Annotated in this window: 22 protein-coding genes; 8 read left to right on the top strand and 14 right to left on the bottom strand. The window is 57.6% G+C overall.

Annotated elements, in window-relative coordinates; all coding sequences use genetic code 11:
- Positions 1-126: 126 nt before the first annotated feature.
- The 3 genes from psbP to NW838_RS05755 all read right to left on the bottom strand — a co-directional run bounded on the left by psbP (position 127) and on the right by NW838_RS05755 (position 2,465).
- The gene (gene psbP, locus NW838_RS05765) at positions 127-651 is read right to left on the bottom strand and encodes a photosystem II reaction center PsbP (protein WP_414355432.1); all 525 of its coding nucleotides are present in this window, start codon (positions 649-651) and stop codon (positions 127-129) included.
- 308 nt (positions 652-959) lie between these two features.
- The gene (locus NW838_RS05760; RefSeq protein ID WP_011431800.1) at positions 960-1,718 is read right to left on the bottom strand and encodes a PspA/IM30 family protein; all 759 of its coding nucleotides are present in this window, start codon (positions 1,716-1,718) and stop codon (positions 960-962) included.
- Positions 1,719-1,781: 63 nt separating this feature from the next.
- Positions 1,782-2,465, bottom strand: a complete 684-nt coding sequence (locus tag NW838_RS05755) for a polysaccharide deacetylase family protein (RefSeq protein ID WP_414355430.1) — start codon at positions 2,463-2,465, stop codon at positions 1,782-1,784.
- Between the two features lie 80 nt (positions 2,466-2,545).
- Between NW838_RS05755 and NW838_RS05750 the strand changes: the two genes are divergently transcribed.
- The 3 genes from NW838_RS05750 (at position 2,546) to grxC (ending at position 5,953) form a co-directional block, all read left to right on the top strand.
- A complete protein-coding gene (locus tag NW838_RS05750; RefSeq protein ID WP_414355428.1) occupies positions 2,546-2,776 on the top strand; it encodes a hypothetical protein in 231 nt (76 codons plus the stop codon).
- Positions 2,777-2,804: 28 nt separating this feature from the next.
- Positions 2,805-5,600: a DNA polymerase I gene (gene polA / locus NW838_RS05745; RefSeq protein WP_414355427.1), complete on the top strand. Its 2,796-nt coding sequence runs from the start codon at positions 2,805-2,807 to the stop codon at positions 5,598-5,600.
- Between the two features lie 92 nt (positions 5,601-5,692).
- The gene (gene grxC / locus NW838_RS05740; RefSeq protein ID WP_011431797.1) at positions 5,693-5,953 is read left to right on the top strand and encodes a glutaredoxin 3; all 261 of its coding nucleotides are present in this window, start codon (positions 5,693-5,695) and stop codon (positions 5,951-5,953) included.
- Between the two features lie 19 nt (positions 5,954-5,972).
- Here the strand turns inward: grxC and NW838_RS05735 are convergent, their stop codons facing one another.
- A complete protein-coding gene (locus tag NW838_RS05735; RefSeq protein WP_011431796.1) occupies positions 5,973-6,269 on the bottom strand; it encodes a DUF2470 domain-containing protein in 297 nt (98 codons plus the stop codon).
- 205 nt (positions 6,270-6,474) lie between these two features.
- Complete coding sequence (locus NW838_RS05730; protein WP_414355425.1) at positions 6,475-7,146, bottom strand: hypothetical protein; 672 nt, start codon at positions 7,144-7,146, stop codon at positions 6,475-6,477.
- Positions 7,147-7,233: 87 nt separating this feature from the next.
- Here NW838_RS05730 and NW838_RS05725 point away from each other — a divergent pair, with 87 nt between their 5' ends.
- Complete coding sequence (locus tag NW838_RS05725) at positions 7,234-7,662, top strand: hypothetical protein (protein WP_414427674.1); 429 nt, start codon at positions 7,234-7,236, stop codon at positions 7,660-7,662.
- A 69-nt stretch (positions 7,663-7,731) separates the two neighbouring features.
- On the opposite strand, the gene ispG is transcribed toward NW838_RS05725, so the two are convergent.
- The 3 genes from ispG to NW838_RS05710 are packed head-to-tail and all read right to left on the bottom strand — an operon-like array spanning position 7,732 to position 10,393.
- Positions 7,732-8,961, bottom strand: a complete 1,230-nt coding sequence (ispG, locus tag NW838_RS05720) for a (E)-4-hydroxy-3-methylbut-2-enyl-diphosphate synthase (protein ID WP_414355422.1) — start codon at positions 8,959-8,961, stop codon at positions 7,732-7,734.
- Between the two features lie 49 nt (positions 8,962-9,010).
- The gene (locus NW838_RS05715; RefSeq protein ID WP_414355420.1) at positions 9,011-9,832 is read right to left on the bottom strand and encodes an MOSC domain-containing protein; all 822 of its coding nucleotides are present in this window, start codon (positions 9,830-9,832) and stop codon (positions 9,011-9,013) included.
- Positions 9,833-9,877: 45 nt separating this feature from the next.
- Positions 9,878-10,393, bottom strand: a complete 516-nt coding sequence (locus tag NW838_RS05710; RefSeq protein WP_011431791.1) for a bifunctional nuclease family protein — start codon at positions 10,391-10,393, stop codon at positions 9,878-9,880.
- Here NW838_RS05710 and NW838_RS05705 point away from each other — a divergent pair.
- The gene (locus tag NW838_RS05705; protein WP_414355418.1) at positions 10,392-11,240 is read left to right on the top strand and encodes a cobalt-precorrin-6A reductase; all 849 of its coding nucleotides are present in this window, start codon (positions 10,392-10,394) and stop codon (positions 11,238-11,240) included. The genes NW838_RS05710 and NW838_RS05705 overlap by 2 nt on opposite strands.
- A 25-nt stretch (positions 11,241-11,265) precedes the next feature.
- On the opposite strand, the gene NW838_RS05700 is transcribed toward NW838_RS05705, so the two are convergent.
- Entirely contained in the window at positions 11,266-11,622 is a 357-nt protein-coding gene (locus NW838_RS05700) for a single-stranded DNA-binding protein (protein ID WP_414355416.1), read from the bottom strand.
- Between the two features lie 336 nt (positions 11,623-11,958).
- Here NW838_RS05700 and NW838_RS05695 point away from each other — a divergent pair, with 336 nt between their 5' ends.
- Positions 11,959-14,115 carry an NAD(P)H-quinone oxidoreductase subunit 5 gene (locus tag NW838_RS05695; protein WP_414427673.1) on the top strand — a complete coding sequence of 719 codons (2,157 nt, stop codon included), beginning with the start codon at positions 11,959-11,961 and terminating at the stop codon, positions 14,113-14,115.
- A gap of 171 nt (positions 14,116-14,286) precedes the next feature.
- Positions 14,287-14,784, top strand: a complete 498-nt coding sequence (scpB, locus tag NW838_RS05690; protein ID WP_414355412.1) for an SMC-Scp complex subunit ScpB — start codon at positions 14,287-14,289, stop codon at positions 14,782-14,784.
- A gap of 102 nt (positions 14,785-14,886) precedes the next feature.
- Here scpB and NW838_RS05685 read toward each other — a convergent pair whose 3' ends face one another.
- Entirely contained in the window at positions 14,887-15,537 is a 651-nt protein-coding gene (locus tag NW838_RS05685; RefSeq protein ID WP_414355410.1) for a peroxiredoxin, read from the bottom strand.
- Positions 15,538-15,829: 292 nt separating this feature from the next.
- Between NW838_RS05685 and NW838_RS05680 the strand changes: the two genes are divergently transcribed.
- Positions 15,830-16,885 carry a hypothetical protein gene (locus NW838_RS05680; RefSeq protein ID WP_414355409.1) on the top strand — a complete coding sequence of 352 codons (1,056 nt, stop codon included), beginning with the start codon at positions 15,830-15,832 and terminating at the stop codon, positions 16,883-16,885.
- 79 nt (positions 16,886-16,964) lie between these two features.
- Here the strand turns inward: NW838_RS05680 and NW838_RS05675 are convergent, their stop codons facing one another.
- The 4 genes from NW838_RS05675 to NW838_RS05660 form a co-directional block, all read right to left on the bottom strand.
- Complete coding sequence (locus tag NW838_RS05675; protein ID WP_414427672.1) at positions 16,965-17,756, bottom strand: alpha/beta hydrolase; 792 nt, start codon at positions 17,754-17,756, stop codon at positions 16,965-16,967.
- Positions 17,757-17,930: 174 nt separating this feature from the next.
- A complete protein-coding gene (locus tag NW838_RS05670; protein WP_414355405.1) occupies positions 17,931-18,518 on the bottom strand; it encodes a lysostaphin resistance A-like protein in 588 nt (195 codons plus the stop codon).
- A 139-nt stretch (positions 18,519-18,657) separates the two neighbouring features.
- Positions 18,658-19,743 carry a polysaccharide pyruvyl transferase CsaB gene (gene csaB, locus NW838_RS05665; protein ID WP_414355403.1) on the bottom strand — a complete coding sequence of 362 codons (1,086 nt, stop codon included), beginning with the start codon at positions 19,741-19,743 and terminating at the stop codon, positions 18,658-18,660.
- Positions 19,744-19,820: 77 nt separating this feature from the next.
- Positions 19,821-20,400 (bottom strand): DUF4351 domain-containing protein (locus NW838_RS05660; protein WP_414427671.1); only part of this gene is annotated, 580 nt, incomplete at its 5' end.

Genomic DNA, 20,400 nt, shown 5'->3' with positions numbered 1-20,400 from the left:
CAGTAGCCCAGGCGTCTCGCCCCCAACCTAAAATGACCATAACTCAGCCCTAAAGGGCTCAACCTTAACCTACCCAAGTCCGTCAACCCGGTTCAATCCCTTGAGAAAATCCTCTCAGGAAAAGCTTTAGGAAACATTCAGAGATCGGCCCACGTTCCTAAAGGCAGCTTGCACCTGAGGCCAGCGGGATTCCTGGGTAGAGGCCGTCAGCGTATAGAGGCGATGGTGCCGAACGGTCACCGTCACCACCTCGTGGCGAAGCTGGGATCCCATATCGGTTTGGTATTCCAGCAGGTAATAGGGGTGCTCCTGCCGCTCAAAGGCTTCGGCAGCCAACAGCTTGGCCGAGCGACCGGATCCCTCAGGGGCTATGATCTTCTCCGCCACCAACTGCCCCACCTCAGCCGGGCTGCCCAGATCGGCAATCGTCTCCCCTTTGTCAAATGGGGCGATCATCAGGCTGACGTTCTCGGTCTCGTACACCAGGTCGCGCAGGAGTACCACCGGCCCTTTCCCCGGCCCAAGATTGACCGCCACCATGCCGTTGGGGTAAGCAAAAGCAAAGGCTCCGCTGGGATCCCTGTAGGCCCGCAGGTTAGAGCCCGCGGAACAGGCACAAACCACCAAGCTGAGGCAAACACAGAGCAGCAACAGCGCTCTAGACAGCCACGGGCTGGTTGCGTAAGTGGGCCACAGGCCTGATCGGGCAGAATGCGCGCCTCGTGCTGCTGACATTGCTGGGATCCTCTCCTCAGGTGGGTTGCCTATTCTTCCTTTATCATCCTAGTACGAGCGCGCCAGCTCTAACCCCTTGGCCTGGGTGCCGGGCGTGCTCAGGCCTGAGTATCCAGCCCAGTTGGCCGGACTGCGCCCACGGAAAACTCCGGCTCAGCAGCGTGGTCGCCGATGTCGGCTGAGACTGAAAACAGGGGATCCTACCGGCCTAAAAGCAACTGCCGCTATTGAGGGAGCCGCTTCTCGAAATCCAAATCCGGCATCGGCAGGTTGGCCTGGGCACCTCCTTGGCCGGTGAGCATTGCCAAGCGGCGGGAGATTTCATCGTCCATGGCCATTTCATCCAATTGGGCAGCAATCTGCTCGCTGCGATCTTCCGAGAGTTCGCTCATGGCTCGGGATTTGAGCTGGCGAGCCTGGATAGCATTCTTTGCCGCCTCAAATTGGGACTTGGCCGAGTCGATGTTGTAGGAGTTGTTGACGCGGGTCATCTGCTCCAGAGCTTGGTTCACCTCGTTGATGTCTTTGAGGTTGCTCAGCTCGCTCTTGTAAGCGGCCAGTCGTTCTTTCTCGCGGGCCAGCTTTTGCTTGGCGGCATTGACGTAGCGCTCGGCAGTTTCCACATTCTCCTTGAGGGGGCCGAGAATGGCCTCAATTTGCAGCGCTTGGGACATAGCCAGACGGGCAGCCTCTTGATCGCCCCGTTGGGCGGCCAGGCGAGCTTTGTTCTCCAGGGCCTGGTACTCCCGCACCTTTTGCATGTACTTCTGCTCAGCCCGCTGATAGGCGGCTACTTGGGTGGCAACGGCTTCCGTGAGACGCTGAACCGTCTCCTGCATCGTGCGTAGGGATTCTTCCGCCACCATCACCGCCCCTGTGCCACCTTTCTCCACCGGGATCCCCCACAGCCAGTTCCAAGTTCCGACGATGACGCTGCCGGCCCGTTGCCCAAAAATGCCGTAGATGATCTTGCGTGCGCCCATGGCTTGACCCTCCTGCCTACGCGTGCCTCTACTGTATTTAATTTCTCCCCAACTGGAAAGATCTCAGGGATCCGGCAAGTGGACAAATTCAAATCCCCGCTTCTTCAAAGTTGGGATCAACTGCCGCGTTACCTCAACCACTTGGGCTCCTCCTTGTACCCCATCGTGCAGCACGATTAAGGAGCCAGGCCGCACCTGGGCCAGCACCCGCTCCACTACCACCGATACCGGTGGGATCAGCCAATCCTCAGGCACCACGCTCCACATCACCGGACAAAAGCCCCAACGGCGCAAATCCGCAAGCGTCTGCGGCCAAAACAAGCCATTGGGCGGGCGCACAGCCCGATAATCGTCAAGGATCCCGCCACAGGCAGCCACGAGGGTGGTTTGGCTGCGCTTCAGGCTCTGATAAAGCTCTCCAGGGGCAAGCTCGGTAAAAGGGCGATGCTGCCAGCCGTGAAGGCCAATGCGGTGGCCTTGTTGGCGGATCTGACGGGCCAGGTGGGGCCAGCGCTGCACCCGTTCTCCCAACACAAAAAACGTGGCCGGCACCTGAAAATCCATCAAAACCTGCAACAAAGCAGGGGTGTACTCAGGGTGAGGGCCATCGTCAAAGGTCAGAGCCACCCGCTGGGTATGGGGATCTGCCGGCAACTCCCACAGGCCGTCGGGAAAGAGGGTCTTGAGGCCCCAATGCAGGGGTGGGTAGAGAGATGGGGGCAGGATTTGCTGAGAAGAGAAGAGCATTGTGGTGGGCTGTATTTTGTCCAGAACCAGAGGGCAATGCTTTGGGTGATCAACTGGGTAACAAATTTAGGTATTGCCGATTGAGCCAACCAATTGAAAAAATGGGCATGAGCATTGTAGCCCGCAAAACGGAAATCAGGGTTGGCGGGCCCGTCGATGGGCTTTTGGATCTCGTCCTAGCCAGTTGTGATTACAGATTGTGCCTACAGATTGTGATTACAGAAGTTGCCATTGGGTGTCGGCAGCAGCCCGCCGCTCGAGTTCTTGAGACGGATGTGGGATCCCTTCTGCCCATAGCCCAGATCCGATAGGCTAGATTCACCCTCAAGGTATCAGCTGATGGCTTGGCAAACTCCAACACTGCTGCTGGTGGATGGTCACTCTCTGGCCTATCGCTCCTTCTACGCCTTTGCCTACAGCCGCGAGGGGGGGTTGCGCACTTCCACTGGGATCCCCACCAGCGTCAGCTTTGGCTTTTTGAAATCGCTGTTAGAAGTCTTGGACAAATACACCCCTACCCATGTAGCCGTTGCCTTTGATACACGGCAGCCCACTTTTCGCCACGAGGCCGACGAAACCTACAAATCAGGCCGCCCGGAAACGCCACCGGAGTTTATCGAAGATGTGGAGAACCTGAAGCAGGTGTTGACGGCACTACGCATCCCGATTTTGGTGGTGCCTGGTTTTGAAGCCGATGACATTTTGGGCACCCTCAGTAGGCTAGCCCCCCAAGATTACCGGGTGCAGATCTTAAGTGGCGATCAAGATCTGTTCCAGTTGATCGATACCGATGGAAGAGTTCGGGTTTTGCACCTCAACAGCAAAGATCGCATCAGCGAGTTTGGCCCCGAACAAGTGAAAGAAAAATTGGGCATCTGGCCTTGGCAGGTGGTGGATTATAAGGCCCTCTGTGGTGACCCTTCTGACAACATTCCCGGGGTGAAAGGGATCGGCCCCAAGCGAGCTGTGGAGCTGCTGGAGCGCTACGGCAGTTTGGATGAAATTTTCGACCACCTGGACGAGATCCAAGGAAAAGTCCAGCAATACCTCAAAGAAGGGATCCCGGCGGCTCAGCACTCGCAATTTATGGCTCGAATCAAATGCGATGTCCCTCTCTCTCCCGACTGGGAGGGCATGAAATTAACCGGGTTTGATCAAGCAGAATTGCTGCCGCTGCTGGAAAAATTGGAGTTTCACAGCTTCATCGCCCAAGTGCGCAAAATACAAACGGCTTTGGGGGGGATCCCAACCGAGGCAGAGGTGGTCAGCGCCTTTAATCCCACCGGGGATCCCGCAAACGCTCCTGACGAAGCCCTGTGGTTTGATTTTGCCCTCGATCCCGTCCCTTCTCTGCCGGCGGTGCGCATCATCGATACGTCAGAGCAACTGGAGCTGTTGCGGCAAGAGCTGTTGGCCTGCCCAGGGATTGTAGCTTGGGATACTGAAACCACCAGCCTAGATCCACGGGATGCCCAATTGGTAGGGATCGGCTGTTGTTGGTCAGAGGGAGATATCGCCTACTTGCCCATCGGCCACCGCCAGGGATCCAACCTGGATTGGGAGCTGGTTAAACAAAGCCTGCAACCCCTTTGGGAAGATCCCAACCGACCCAAAAGCCTACAAAACTGTAAGTACGACCTGAGCATTTTCCGCGCCCACGGGATCCGCCTGCAAGGGATCCAGTTTGATCCCATGTTGGCCAGCTACGTTTTGGATCCAGAAGCCAGCCACAACTTGGCCGATTTGGCAGCTACCCATTTGGGTTTGCCAACCACCAGCTACAAAAAGTTGCTGGGCAAGGAACAGTCCATTGCCGATATCCCGATTTCCAAAGTTGCAGAATACTGTGGAACCGACGCCTATTGTGCCTATCGTCTGGTGCCAATCCTCACCGAAAAGCTGCAGAAAACCGATCCACGCCTGTGGGATCTTTTTATTCAAGTCGAGCTGCCCTTGGCCCAAGTTTTGGAAGAGATGGAGTGGATCGGCATTCGCGTTGATACCGAGTTTCTGAGGCAATTTTCCCAAGAGCTGGAACAAGAGCTGCAAAGTTTGGAGCAGAAAGCTTATGCCCAGGCTGGAGAAACCTTTAACCTCAATTCTCCCAAGCAACTGGGATCCCTGCTCTTTGAAAAGCTGAAATTGGACATTCGCAAAACCCGCAAAACGGCCACCGGCTATTCCACCGATGCCTCAGTTTTAGAAAAGCTAGAGGGGGATCATCCTCTCATCGAAACCATCGTGCAATACCGCACCTTGGCCAAGCTGAAATCGACCTATGTGGATGCTCTGCCTGCCCTGGTAAGAAGCGATACCGGCAGAGTCCACACCGACTTTAACCAAACCGTTACTGCCACCGGCAGGCTCAGCTCCTCAAACCCCAACTTGCAAAATATTCCCATTCGCACCGAGTTCAGTCGCCGGATTCGACAAGCTTTTATTCCCCAAGAGGGATGGCTATTGGCGGCAGCAGATTACTCTCAAATTGAGCTGCGCATTTTGGCCCACCTCAGCCAAGAACCTGCCTTGCTGGAAGGCTTTCGCTCAGGGGAAGATGTGCATACCCTGACCGCCCGCCTGCTCCTGGAAAAACAGGAAATAACCAGCGAAGAACGCCGCCTGGCCAAAACGATCAACTATGGGGTGATCTATGGCATGGGAGCGCAGCGCTTTGCCCGCACTGCGGGGGTTTCTTTGTCGGAAGCCAAGCAATTTTTACAGCGATTTAACGAGCGCTACGCCGGCATTTTTGCCTATCTGCGCTCCACTGAAGCCTTTGTGGAAAAGCATGGCTATGTAGAAACGATCTTGGGTCGCCGTCGCTATTTTCCCAATTTGTCTCGTCTGACAGGCCATCGCAAACAAGCGGAATTGCGGGCAGCTGTGAATGCTCCCATTCAGGGATCCGCCTCGGACATTATCAAAGTAGCAATGGTGCGCCTGCGGCAAAAGCTGCAGAACTTTCGTTCCCGCTTGCTCCTGCAAGTGCATGATGAGCTGGTGTTTGAGGTGGATCCCTCGGAATGGCAGGCCCTAAAACCGCTGATCCAAAGGGAAATGGAAGGAGCAGTGCCCCTCTCCATACCGCTGGTGGTGGATATCCAAATTGGCCACAATTGGAAGGAAGCCAACTAGACCATGGGAGGCAGAAAACCCCAGGTTTGCAAGGAAAGGGATCCCGGCTCCGTGAAAATGTTAAGCTATGTAAAAGCGTTTGTTGTTTTCTTATGACTGTTGAGATTTACACCTGGCGTTTTTGTCCCTTTTGCATCCGGGCCAAGCAACTGCTGGATCGCAAAGGCGTGAAGTATATCGAGTACGCCATCGATGGAGACGAGGCAGCACGGGCGGAAATGGCCAAGCGGGCCAACGGCCGCCGTTCGGTGCCGCAAATTTTCATCAACGACCAGCATATCGGCGGCTGCGACGATCTTTACGCGCTAGAGGCTCGCGGCCAGTTGGATCTGCTCCTACAGCAGGCCAGCTAAGCCTCAACTGTATCTCTCATCACTTTGTAGCCTGTTTAACTTGAGCGCGAGCCTGCTTCACCATGGCAATTAAGGTTTGATGGGCGTCCTCCGAGTCCCGCAGGGGGTGGTCGAAGCGGATCCGCAGCGTTTGTACGGCCCCGTCGACCTGCACCCGCAAGTCCATCCCTTCCGGGTCAATGGCCTGCATGCGGGCTTGGGTAACTCCTTCCACCTGGCCAAAGACCCTGGCGTAGAGGGCTATTGCATCGGCATGATCTTCGTTCATGTGCTTGCAGATGCGCTCGCTAACTTGGGGGGTGAGAGGATCGCCCATGGCAGTTGTTTTTAGCTTACAGCCCTCAGTTTAAAGCTCCCGCCAGTCCACAGTAAACTACCCAACCCTACCCCTGGCCAGTACAATAATGCGGCTAACCCAGCGTTAAAAGCGGCGCTCCCGGATAGGCAGCCGTTTAGGTTTCAGAATAAAAAGGCAGGGATCCCTTCCCCTCCATCCCAGAGAACACCAGGGATCCAGGGGATCAAGCTTGTCCTTGGGCCTGTAGCTCCAACAGCTCATCTGCCATATCCAAAAAAGCCTCCCGATCCAGATAGGAGACATCTCCCACCCACTCCCCCAGCTTGACCACATAGACCTCGCTCAAGGTGGGCCGGCGCTGCAAATCGCGGGAATAGGCTTTCACCAACCCGAGCACCGATTGCTTTTTGACAATTCGCCTGTAGCGGGGATCGTCCTTGGCCCGCACACGATAGACGACTCCGGTCTCATCGCCAATTTCCATCTCAAACTGGCGCTCCCGCACCTCTTCAATGTAGAAGTTGCCATCTTCATCCAGCTTTTCTCGCTCTTCCACCACCACCTCGTAGCGGCGAGTGCGCAACACCTGCCCAAAAAACAATCCCCCATAGGGAATCTCGCGAAAGGCTAGCTGACGGCGGGAGATGGTATAGAGCGGCCCCCACAGGAAGGGATAGAGCAACGAGAGAATCCCGACCAGGAAGGCGATTGCCCCCAGAAAGGATCCCTCGCCGAAAGCGCGGGAAAGAACCAGCAACGCCACGCCCACCAAAATGGCCGTGATGATGCGGCCCGTGCTCTTGAGGGCATCGCTCCAGTAAGCCGCATACTGAAGGCGCGTTGGCACCACCGGAATCACCGATTCGCATTCTTCTGGGGTTAGCTCCAACAACATGCTCCAAGGATCCTCACAATGCCACACTCCACCTGCAACGGGCCAGACCCTATCTTAAAATGAGGCAGGGGCGCTTTGCCGCCGGGCTTGTCTGCTGCCAGTTCTTGCACACTTCCCATTTCCATGCTGACAGGATCCCATTTCTCCTCGACCGGCCAGACCATCAGACAGCAGGTGGCCCAGTTGGACGAGGGATCCCGTCGCGACAAGGCTTGGCTGGGGGATGCGGTGTTGAGCTTGTTTGCCCGGCAGTGGCTGCTTGGGCCACCTCAAGACTGGCAAGTGCCTTCCCCGCCCAGTTGTGACTTGAATCGCGCAGAACTCTTCACTTGGCTGACCTCCAATCAATTTTTGTCGGCCTTCAGGGATCCCACGCAGGTTGAGGCGGAAATCGGCCTGATTTACGAAAAAGAAGGTCTACAAGCAGCGTTTGAATATATCCAGGCGCACCTGCTGCCTCTGTTTGTAAGGCAGGTGAACAACCGCGCCAAAGCCCTGCGTGGCAAACGCCACTAGCCAGTTTCTGAGCGAAGCAAGAGCGCGGCAGGATGGCTGGGCAGGTCGCCTCTTGAGGGGGAAGCGGAATTAATGGGAAGAAGGGGGATCCACCCAGCGCCCATCGGCTTTGATCAGATCGATCAGCGCCTGCACGCCTTCCGATTCCGGCACCCTTTTCACTTCCTCTTTGCCGCGGTAGAGAGAGATCACCCCCGGCGTCTTGCCCACGTAGCCGTAGTCGGCGTCGGCCATCTCTCCCGGCCCATTGACAATGCAGCCCATCACGGCAATGTCCAACCCCACCAGATGCTGAGTTGCAGCACGCACCTTCTGCAGCACCTCCTCCAAATTGAAGAGGGTGCGGCCACAGGAAGGGCAGGCCACATACTCCACCATGGTTTTGCGCAGGTTCAGAGCTTGCAAAATGCCGTAGGCCACCGGGATCTCCTTCTCTGGCGCTTCCGTGAGAGAAACCCGAATCGTGTCGCCGATCCCTTCAGCCAAGAGGGTTCCGATCCCCACCGCCGACTTGATGCGCCCATATTCTCCATCGCCCGCCTCGGTGACACCTAAGTGGAAGGGGTAATTCAGGCCCAGGGCATCGAAGCGACGGGCTGCCAGCCGGTAGGCCGCCAACATGACCTGCGGGCGGGAGGCCTTGAAGGAAAGCACCACATTGTGAAAGTCTTGCTCGGCGCAAATTTGGGCAAATTCCAGGGCCGACTCCACCATGCCCTCAGGCGTATCCCCGTAGGTGAAGAGCATCCGCTCTGCCAGGGATCCATGATTTACCCCGATGCGCAGGGCTTTGTTCTGGGCTTTGAGGGTCTGGACAAGGGGGGTGAAGGTTTCCCGGATTTTGTTACGAATGGCCTCAAATTCCGCCTGGGTATATTCTGTGCGACCGGGCTGAGGTTTTTCAAAGATGAACAACCCCGGATTGATGCGCACCTTGTCCACGTATTTGGCTACTTCCAGGGCGATCTTGATGCCGTTGTGATGGACATCGGCTACCAAAGGCACCGGCTTGTAGGTTTGGATCAGCTTCTCCCGAATCGCCTCCATCGCCTTGGCATGGGCCATGCTGGGAACGGTAACCCGCACAATCTCTGAGCCTGCCTCGTGCAGACGGCGGATCCCGGCCACTGCCGCGTCGACGTCGAGGGTGTCCTCGTTAATCATGGACTGTACCACCACCGGGTGCTGGCTGCCGATCAACACATCAGCTACGGCCACCGTGCGGGTGGGGCGACGGGGATAGACCGGTTCTGGGTAGGGCTGCTGGGGGGGGGCGTTGGGCCGATCCAGGGTTTGCATAGCTTGGTCAAGCCAAAAGAGCTGCTCTAGCTTGATTGTAGGTCGGAAACTAACCTGGGGTTCGATTCAGCTCAGGGTAAAGGCTGAGGGGTTCAACCCCGAGGATTTCGACGGGATCCCCAACCCTCAGGTGCTTGCCCGTCTCCGTTCTCGGGATCCACGTATTGATCCCAAGGCGATAGAAATGGTCAAAGCGGCTGGCTTCGGCCCAGGGTGGCAAGGTTTTCTGCCGTTGCGCCACGAAGTGCTTTTGAAAACCGGGATAGGCATCTCCGCTCAGGGGATCCCGGGTGGGCACCACACAGCGGGTGCAGGGGTTAAGGCCCAGCAGCTCCACTTCCCCGATGCGAAAGCGCACCCCTTGATCTGCGCGGGCAAAGAGACGATCCTCCCAAAAGGCAGAGCAATCCGACAGCTCGATATTCATGCGAAAGCGCTGCCGAACCGCTTCCAGGGTCAAGTTGGGGAACCAACCAGCCACCGTCTCCAGAGTGGCTGTGCTGATCAGGGTGGGGCCGTCGGCATAGGGATCGTCTGGAAATCCCCTGACAGGATCCTCCAGCAGTTGCACCGGAAAGCCCAACCAGTGGCTGAGCCAAGTTTGTAAAGCATCCCGCTGCTGCTGCAGGTCAAACTGGGCCGTCTTGCCCTCCCCCCACAACTGCACCCGGCCCAACCGGGGATCAAACCGGGCCCGCAGGCGGTGGACCGCAGCATGGCGCTTGCCGTTCACCCGCTTTCCCTCCGCATCCACCAGGGCGTAGCGCCGATCCCCCTCCAAAGTCCCCCCTGCCGTCAGCCTCACCTCAGACAGAGGGATCCCATCCAGGGACTTGATGGGATAGACCGTTAACCTGGCAACCTGGGGCATGGCCTGTCTGCCGGGATCCCTGGGGGTGGGATCCGCCTTAGCTGCTTAACTGTCGGCTTCGGTGGGATGGTCGGTCATGGGGTAGCTGCGGATAAAGTCTCTGGGGGTTACATTTTCTACAAACTTGCGAAAGGCCTCCCGCTCCGCCTCGTCGGCATCCTGGTTCATGGGGATCGAGGCTTCCGCAATGACCTCTTCCACCGTCCAGATGGGAACATGGGCCCGCAGAGCGAGGGCAATGGCGTCGCTGGGGCGGCAGTCGATCTCTTGTTTTTTGTCACCATTCACGGTGACGAGCACCGCGTAGAAGGTGTTATCCAGCAACGCGTGAATGATGACTCGCTCCAGCTTGATCCCCCACGTCTTCCAGGAGTTGAGGATGAGATCATGGGTCATGGGGCGCAGTGGCTTTTGGTCGTCCAGGGCCTGCAAAATGGCGTTGGCCTCTGCTTTTCCCACCCAAATGGGCAGGGCACGACGCTCACTGCCATCGCGCAGGATGACAATGGGGTTTTGGTTGACGGCATCGACCGCAATCCCAGCCACATGCATCTCGATCATGAGCAATTGCCTCCAGCCGGTGATCTTGATCGTATCTACGGGCGTCAAAGTTTGGCAACACACCATGAGCTCAGTTGGTAGTCCAGTTGAAGTGGCTTTGATCGGGGGCACTAGCGAGAGCCGCAGCTTGGCCGACGCCCTCAGCCGCCAAGGGATCCCTTGGGTGGCAACCGTCACCACCGAAGGGGCCAGAAGACTGTATCAGGATTTGCCTGGTCAGGTGGTGGTCACCCGATTTTCGCCGTCATCTCTGGAACAATTCCTGCAAGAGTGCCGGATCCGCGTAGTGGTGGATGCCTCTCATCCTTTTGCCCAGCAAATCTCGCAACTGGCCATCCAGGTGACGGCTCAACTGAGGATCCCCTACCTGCGCTACGAACGCCCTCCTCTGGAGCTGGATCCCTGGGTCCAGGTGGTGCCGGACTGGCAGGGGGTGCTCACAGATGCGGTGCTGGCAGGGCGGCGGGTGCTGTTGACGGTGGGAGTGAAGGCCCTGCCCCTGTTTGTGCCTTGGCAAGACCGCTGCCAACTGTGGGCGCGGGTGCTGCCGGAATCGGTTCCCCAAGCGGTGCAAGCCGGGATCCCTGCCGAGCGGGTGATCGGGATGCGCTTGCCCCTCAGCTTGGAGCAAGAACTGCAGCTTTGGCAGCGGTTCAGCCCTCAGGTGGTGATCAGCAAAGCTTCTGGGGAAGCAGGTGGGCTGGGGATCAAGCAGGCGGTGGCCAAAACCCTGGGGATCCCTCTGTGGGTGATCCGGCGACCCCCGTTGGACTATCCCTGGTGCAGCCAGGATTTGACAGCAGTGGTGCAGGCCTGTAGGCGATGCTTGGAAGGAGCGGGACCTTGAGGTTGCCCAGCTCCAGTCCAACGGGTCAAAACGGCTCTTCGGGGGGCAGGTTGGAGTCGCGGTCTTGACGGGATCCCAGCAGTTCTAGGCGATCTACAGCGATGATGGGCCTCTGGCGCTCTTCTCCGGTGGATTTGTCTTTCCAGCGATCGAACTTGAGGCTGCCTGTTACCCCGATGAGGCTGCCTTTGCGCACATACTCTCCGGCCACCTCGGCAGTGCGGCCCCACAGCTCCAGGTTAAACCAATCAGGCTTGTCTTCCCCTTTGCGGAATCGGTTCACCGCCAGGCTGAAGGTACACACCACCCTGCCCGACTCAAAGTAGCGCACCTCCGGATCCATGCCGGCTCGCCCCACCAGGGTCACCAGGTTCAAGCTCATGGGTAGTTTCTCCAGACCGCCAGTAGATCTAGCCTTCGTTGTAGCGCTCGCAAGGGATCCCTGTCATCTTTTGGCCTGCGACCGTCAGCTTGGGCTCAGAGCCGATTCTTTAGGATATCTACAGATTCAACTGCGGGGATCCCGGTTGATCTGCGGGAAAAGCCTCTGCTGTGATGGACTTGATGCTCGGGATCCGGATCCGCACTCTGTCGCAAAAGTTTACAATGGCAGAAGCAGTTGAGCAAATGCCAGCCCACCAGACACTCCCACCGGCCAATTGCAGGGCTAGCAGAGCAGGTTCGTTGCTGTGAGAGGACGCATTCGGAAGCATTTCCCATGGAATTCATCTACACATACGCCTGGTTGATCCCCGTCTATCCTTTGGTGGCGGCCTTTCTCCTCGGCTTAGGCATCCTGATGTTCAACGCCTGGACAAGGGCCAACCGCTCTCTGGCTGCCTTTTTGAGCGTGTTCTCGACTGGGACGGCGATGGTTCATGCCTTTGCCCTTTTGGTCAGCCAGGTGCAGGGGCACGAAGCCGTCCTCAGAACCCTCACCTGGGCCCAGGCGGGATCCTTCTCGGTGGATATGGGCTTTGTCGTGGATCACCTGAGCGCCATGATGCTGGTGGTGGTGACCACGGTGGCCTTTCTGGTGCAGATCTACTCCGATGGCTACATGGCCCACGATCCCGGCTATGTGCGTTTCTACGCCTACCTGAGCTTATTTAGCTCCTCGATGCTGGGCTTGGTGGTCAGCCCCAACCTGGTGCAGATCTATATCTTCTGGGAGCTGGTGGGGATGTGCTCCTACCTGCTCATCGGCTTTTGGCACGACCGGCAGGCAGCGGCAGAAGCAGCGCAAAAGGCGTTTGTGGTCAACCGGGTGGGAGATTTCGGCCTGCTGTTGGGCATTTTGGGCTTTTACTGGATTTCCGGCACCTTCGCGTTTGACGAGATCGGGCGCAATCTGCAGGAGATGCTGGCTAGCGGGGCAGTGAGCAGCAGCTTGATTGCCCTGTTTGCGGCGTTGGTGTTCTTGGGGCCGGTGGCCAAGTCGGCCCAGTTCCCGCTGCATGTGTGGTTGCCGGATGCCATGGAGGGCCCCACGCCCATTTCCGCTCTCATCCACGCGGCGACGATGGTGGCGGCTGGGGTATTCCTCTTGGCCCGCATGTTCCCGGTGCTGGAAGGGATCCCGGTGGCCATGGACATCATCGCCTGGACGGGGGCGGGCACAGCCTTCTTGGGGGCCACCATTGCCATCACCCAAAACGACATCAAAAAAGGCTTGGCCTACTCCACCATTTCCCAGCTGGGCTACATGGTCATGGCCATGGGGTGCGGCGCCTATGGGGCGGGCCTGTTTCACCTGATGACCCACGCCTACTTTAAGGCGATGCTCTTTTTGTGCTCTGGCTCAGTTATCCACGGCATGGAAGCGGTGGTCGGCCATGACCCGGTTTTGGCCCAAGACATGCGCCTGATGGGGGGGTTGCGCAAATACATGCCGGTTACGGCCATCACGTTTTTGATCGGCACGTTGGCCATTTGTGGGATCCCGCCCTTCGCCGGCTTTTGGTCTAAAGACGAGATCTTGGGCGCTGTTTTCGAACGGAACCCAGCTCTGTGGGGGGTGGGCTTCCTCACCGCCGGGATCACCGCCTTCTACATGTTCCGCATCTACTTCCTCACCTTCGAAGGGGAGTTTCGCGGCACCAACCTGAGACTGCGGCAGGAGGTGGCCATCAGCCAGGGCCGTCCTGTGCCAGCTTTTGCCTACGTTTTTGCGGGGAAACAACCGGCCTTTGGCCCTGGAGCCATGAACATTCAAGAAAAACCCCAGCCCAGCAGCCATCCTGAAGCCCACGAAAACCTGCACGACGGAGATGCCCATGCCTCAGAGCCCCATGAGTCCCCTTGGTCGATGACCTTCCCGCTGTTGGCTCTGGCCGTCCCTTCTGTGCTGATTGGCCTGGTGGGTACCCCTTTTGCCAACTTCTTTGAAGCTTTCATCCACCCACCGACTGAGTCTGTGGCAGAGGCAGGCTCGATTTTACCGCTGGTGGCAGCAGAGTGGCAGGAGGTGCTGGCGGGCCATTTCGATTGGGCAGAGTTTCTAATCATGGCGGGTAGTTCCGTGGGCATGGGGCTGATCGGCATCACTTTGGCCAGCTTGATCTACTGGCAAAAGCGCATCGACCCGGGCACCTTCCCCCAAAGCCTGCAGCCGCTCTACTACTTCTCCCTCAACAAGTGGTACATTGACGACCTCTATGAGCGAGTCTTTGTGCAGGGCACCCGCTTCGTGGCACGGGAGGCGCTGGAGGTGGACAGCCGCATTGTGGATGGTGTGGTCAACCTGACGGGCTTGGTGACCATGGTGAGCGGCGAGGCGATGAAATACCTGGAGAGCGGCAAGGCCCAGTTTTACGCTTTGATTATCTTTGCAGCGGTGGTGGTGATGGTGGTGGCATCAGGGGTAGGGTTCTAGCTCGAAGGCGAGGATGGATCCGGCCCGCTTGGCCAAGGGATCCCTCAGCCTAGAACTGCTGCTATGCTACGGAGCAAGTTGAGCGGATCCCTTGTTGCAATGGCCCCGCGTTCTCTTAAGTCGATTTCGCATCCCTTGTTGGCGGAAAGGCAAGGTCAGAGGGAGCGTGTCTTGGCCCTGAAAAATCGGATCGAAGCAATCCTCTATTTGAAGGGGCAGCCTCTGGAGCTATCGGCCCTGGCCCAGTTGGCCCATTGCAGTCGCGACGAAGCCTACGATGCGCTGCTGGAATTAATGGAAGACTATGCCCATCGCGATTCTGCCTTGGAGGTCTTACAGGTGGAGGAGGGGTTTGCCCTGCAGTTGCGGGAGCCGTTTTTGGAGCTGGCCAACCGGCTCTTGCCCCCTGAGATTGGGGTGGGTGCCACCCGTACCCTGGCCACCATCATTCTGCGTGGCCCGCTCTCGCAAGCCGATTTGGTGGAGTTGCGCGGTCAAGGTGCTTATCAGCACGTGGCAGAGCTGGTAGAAAAAGGCTTCGTTACCCGCTATCGCAAAGAAGGCAGCCGTTCCCCCTGGTTGCGGGTGACCGATAAGTTTCATCGCTACTTCACGGTAGATGAGCTGGCCAAAAAAGCAGCAGAGGCAGCCTCCTTCCCCGAACAGTAAAAAGGATCCCCGATAAGGGGATCCAGACCAAAAGGATCCCAGCTTTACCCGACGAAGGGATCCCTTCTCAAGCGCCCGTCAAAGTTGGTGTTCGGGCTTTTACTACTTATTAGGCTGAGGGGTGACCCGCAAATAGGGCTTAATTTCCTTGTAGCCTTTTGGGAACTTCTCTTTCAGCACTTCCGGATCTTTCAGCGAAGGCGGAATGATGACATCGTCACCGTCTTTCCAGTCGGCAGGAGTGACAACGTTATACTTATCCGTCAACTGCAGGGCATCGATCACCCGCAGGAGCTCGTCGAAGTTGCGGCCTGTGCTGGCCGGGTAGGTAAGAATGAGGCGTATCTTCTTGTTGGGATCGATGATGAACACCGAGCGCACCGTCAGGGGCAGCCCTTCTTGGTTGATGTTGGTTTGATCCAACATGTCGTAGAGCTGAGAAACCTTGCGGTCTGCATCCGCCAAGATGGGATAGTTCAGGGTGGTGTTCTGGGTTTCCTCGATGTCTTTCACCCAGCCCACGTGGGACTCCACATCGTCCACACTGAGGGCGATCACCTTCACACCCCGCTTTTCAAATTCGGGCATCAGCTTGGCAACAGTGCCTAGCTCCGTGGTGCAGACCGGCGTGTAATCGGCGGGGTGAGAGAACAACACCACCCAGCTATCCCCGGCCCAAGAGTAGAAATCGATTTCGCCGTGGGTAGACTTTTGCGTGAAATTGGGAGCAGTATCGCCAAGTCGGAGAGACATACGCTCTTGATCCTCCGTAAAAGGGTTCAATCCGGTGAGACAGGGATCCGAATCCTTCGATCCGATCCCTCCCGATCTTGCCACATAACTCCACTTTTCCGAGCGGATTGCAGGTGATTTTAAGATTCTTGCTGGCGGGAGGGAGTGCTCCTCCTCTTCCCTGACGCCTTGCGCCCAGGCAGAACGTAAACAATTGCTGCGCGGATCTTAACGTTCCTTAAGTTCTTTGCTGCAGCGGTAGCCCCCTAGAAGTATGCTAGGTAGCACTAGATCCTCTGACGTAAGGTAGGCCATGGAAGAATTGAGGCAAGACGCAGAAACCGTTACACCTTGCAGCTTGGCCACCCTGTGGGCGCAAAAATATGTAGACAAGCTACGGGCACAGGCTGCCTTGGGCGAGCTGCCAGGCGCCCCTCTAGCTGACAAGGTGAAGGGATCTTTGCGCTTTGCCAGCTCCCAGGCCTGGGCGAAGACGGAGCGGCTCTTGGCTGCTGAAATACCGAGGCAGCGGCTGGATCCGGACTTGATTGATCCCTGGCAAATTGCCGAGGATTCCCAGGAGTTATTTGAAAAGGCAGCAGCAAGTTGTGGGGAGGGCCTCTCACCAGCCCGCTTTTCGGTAAAGATCGCGCCATCTTGTGGCCAGCTGCGGGCTCGCTACAGCAAGCCGGATCCGCGGGTACTTGGCTTTTTAAGCATGCAATTTCACTACACGGGGCAAATGGTCCTGCAGGCTCTGCTGCCCCAGGAGCGGGGTCTCTTCCACCCCTACTTGAAGGTCATGGATGACCACCTGTACATGCCTTTGCAGAGGATGTACGAGGCCGCTGCCGCCCAGGCAGGCGATCACTTTTCTGCGCCTTTGGCTGCTATTCAAGAGCTCTTGCCCCTGGTTACCAGCGTGGCAGAGTCCATTTGTGCCGAGGTAGCCCAACGTTTTCCGGACTATCACTGCGAAAGCGGTCCCTTGACAGATCTGAACGTGCGGATTTCCAGCATCCGCGATGTGGAGATGTTTCAGGTGTACTTGGGCCTCTGTGCCCTAGAAGGCAGCATGGCGGCTATCCAGCAGGAGCTGTTTCCCCTCTGTGTGATGCTCTACCCCCCTTTGAAAGTGAGCTGGGAGCTGGTACGGCAGATGCTCAAGCTCTTGGATAAGGTTCTGAGGTCTGGTCTCAGCCAGGCCAGCTATGCCGTCCTGCTGCCCTACCTCCAGACAGTGCAGGGTATGTTCTCGCTGGAGGTTTTTCCTGAAAATGACCCCATCTGGAGCCATCATCCCGATGTGATGCGCTTTATGGAGACGGCGCAGAATCTGTTGCAAGAATTGCTGGCTCAAAAAGCTTAAAGGCCAGTTAACGCCACCATTCCTATTCCCGCTCGCGACCTCCCAGTTACGCAAGGAAGGGAACATTGGCAGTTGCTGCTCAGCCTGCCTGCAGCTTGGGATCCACCAGCTCGGCTACGAATTGGTGCAGGATGGTGACATAGCGCTCTCTAGCCACCTGCAGCAAGTTGTTGTGATCGGCTCCCTCGATGGGCACCAAGCGTTTGGGATCCCGTGCTGCTTGGTAAAGGGCTTCAGCATGCCAGAAGGGGATTAGACGATCCTGGGTACCGTGCAAAATTAGCAGCGGGCAATTGATCTTGGCCATGCGGCTGAGGTTGTCGAAGCGATCGAAAGGTAGCAGCGGGATGCGCGTCAAGACGCGGAAGGCAGTCACGAAAGTAGATTCCAGGATCAGGCCGCCCACTGGTTTTTGCGCTGCCAGGTAAACCGAGGGCCCGCCCCCTACTGATCTTCCATAGACCAAGATCCGCTCCGGCGGGATCCCTTGGGCAACTAGGTAAGTGTAAGCGGCCTCGATATCTTTGTAAGCGCCGGCCTCGGAAGGGATCCCTTCGCTGGTGCCGTAACCGCGGTAGTCGTAGGCCAAGACGGCAAACCCAGCCTGCTGCAGGTGCACCAAGCGGGGCAGGATATCCCCCAAGTCTTCAGCGTTGCCATGGCTATAGAGGAGGGTATAAGCAGCAGCCGGATTGGGCAGATATACCGCTGAAATCTGCAGCCCATCAGAGGTCGTGAGCTTGAGAATGGCGTCCCCATCTCGATAGCTGGCGGGACGAGGCAAAAAGATCATTCGCTCCGATTGAAACCAGCCCAGCCAGAGCAGGTAGCCGTACACCACCAGCCCGACCAGCAGCAAGGATCGCCCCACGCGCAGCCATGGGAAGGATCCCCAAACTAGTTGTAGGAGATCTCGGTGGGGCATTGACAGGAAGGCATCGACAAGTAAGTTAAGCTCAATTTGCGGCACTTGCCCAAGGTTCTGCGCTGCTTACAGGCAACCCCTTTCCCATAAGGGAAGAGGGGAGCAGGAAAACTGCATCCTTCAGGGCTCCGCTTGAGAGAAAAAGCATTTCCAGGCACAAACCCCAATCCAGTTGACAAGGGTGTGGGCGACAATGGTGACCAACAGGTTTCCCGACAGCCACAAGCCAATCCCCATGAGGATACCAACCCCGCTGGCCCAGACGGCATAGGGCCAGCCCTGCCATCCCAGCCAATGCAAGGCGCCAAACAAGAGGCCGCTCAGCAGGATCCCGCCTGTCCACCCTAAGGGGCTGGCCACCAGCAGGGACATCAACACGCCGCGAAACAGCCATTCCTCGCTCCAGCCCGGCAGCAGGCCCACCCAAAGGATATCTCCCCACTGCAAGGGATCCGCCACCCAGTGTAAGTAGGCAGTGGCTGCCCGACGATAGGCTGGCCAGAGCCGGTAAACCCCGCCGCTGAGCAGAGCCACCCCCAGTCCCAGCCCTGCCCCCCACGCCAAGGCTAGGGGATCCCAGCGAAACGGCACGGGAAAGGAGGATCCCAGCCCGATCCAGAGACCCACAACGAGAGCCGAGAACAGGGTGGTGATGCCCATCCCGTTTAAGATCTGTTCGCGCGTGCAGGGCTGGGTCTGGGAAGTCATGGAGGGGGATCCCTGTACTTTAACCCTATTTTTTAGGGTAGAGCGGATCTCGAAAACAACGGCTACCGAAATCCGCACTGGCATTCGGAAACAGAGCTACAGGGGCAGCAGCTTCTGCTGCGATCTTCACGGAACCTCATCAATCCCACCTCAGGTGCTGTTTTAGCAACTGGCCGTGCTGAGTCGATTGCTCCACCCAAACCGCAACTTGATCAGGACTGAGAGCCGAACCCTCTGAGTAGCAAGCCAACCAGGCTCGGTGCAGGGCTTCAGGATCGGTGGGTATCTCCTGCACATCCCAGCCGGGCATGCCCAATTCCCGAAGCAGTGTTTTCACTTTGGGATCGTAGCTGAGACCAAAACAGGCGCAGCCCTCTGCCGCCGCCATCACCAAACCGTGGTAGCGCATGGTGATCGCCAGCCTGACGCCCCGAAAGACTCCTTTCAACAAACAGGGATCCCGAATTTCCAGCACTTGGCTGTGGTGGGGTAGGCGCTGCTGAAGCTGCTGAGCCAAGTGGTAGTCTGGCCCAAGGTCAGGGGATCCGGGAGGAGCCAGCTGAAAGGGCACGAAGAGAAGGTATGCCCCCGTGGAAGCCTGGAGACGCTGTAAACCCTGGCTCAAAGCTTCTAGACAGGCTCCAGTCAGTTGCGGATGCGGACGCAAGACCACAGCAATGCGGGGCTGAGGCCACGTTTCCCATTCCGGCAAGGTTTTGGACGGCAAACTCCAGACGGGATCCGGAGCCACCTGGTGAGGGATCCCCCACTCTTGCAGCCATTGGGAGGCAACCCCATCCCGCACACTAATGGCCGTGCAACCTGCCAGAGACCGGCGGGCCAGTGCACGAATCCACCCCCGCTGCAGCGGCCCGATCCCCTGGGCCCAGGCAAGGGTCTTCAGTCCCCAGCGCTGGGCTAGGCCCATCACCCCCAGGTAGTAGAGAGGGCTGCGCCAACTGGTGCGATCCTGCAGCAGGCCACCTCCACCCCAGATGAAAGCCTGGGCCTCCTGGAGACAGCGCCGTAAAGCCAAACTGTTGAAGCGCGGATAGGCCAGCACCCCATAGGTGGCAGCCGTTTCGGCAGGGCGACGGGAGAGCACCACCGGCTGTACGGGGCTGGGCAACTGCTCTAGCTCTCGTAAGAGAGCCAGCAACAACGCCTCATCGCCGGCATTGCCGTAGCCGTAGTAGCCACAGATCAAAACCTGTGGCCGTTTCATCGAGTCCATCTGAGTAACAGGGATCCTAACTCACCCACAGAGTCCTGTGAGGTTGGAAAAGGCCGCGACGGCAAACCCTAGTTGGATGATGACTCCCTGAGCCATTGGATCAAATCGGCCAGGGTTTGGAAGTCCAACAGCGCTTCCGCCAAAGCCTCCAGTTGCTCGGTAGGTAAGAGGCGGATGGTTTCAGACAGGTCTTCCGGCAAAGATCCCAGCTTGCGCCGCAGTTGACTCAGAGTCAGTCGAGCTGCTTCTTGCTGCAGACCTTGCTGCAGACCTTGCTGCAGACCCTGTTGCAGACCTTGCTCTAGACCTTGTTTCAGGCCCTCCTCTCGCCCTTCTTTGAGGGCTTCTGCTCGCCACATCTGATAGATGGTCGATTCCCGCACAGCCAGACCTCCCAGTACCCTGCTAATTTCCTCTGGCGTCCATGTTAATCCTGCCAAAACAGCAGTGGCCGCTTTCACCTCTTGCCGTAGCTTTGGATCCTCTATCTCTGCTATTGCTCTGACCACTTGACGGAGTCGCGGCTCCGGGTTTTCCGGATCTGCCAACACGGCTAAAGGCAGGAGTCCTGGATATTGAGACAGCACCTCCGGATCTTGTTCCCACAGGCGCAAGACCACAAAACGATGGCCGTCTCTAAGACACAAC

The organism is Synechococcus sp. R55.2 (genome assembly GCF_047462075.1).
In the GTDB taxonomy this organism is placed as follows: Bacteria; Cyanobacteriota; Cyanobacteriia; order Thermostichales; family Thermostichaceae; genus Thermostichus.
The sequence above is the reverse complement of the archived record's forward strand: the minus strand, read 5'-3'. Positions and strand labels throughout refer to the sequence as shown.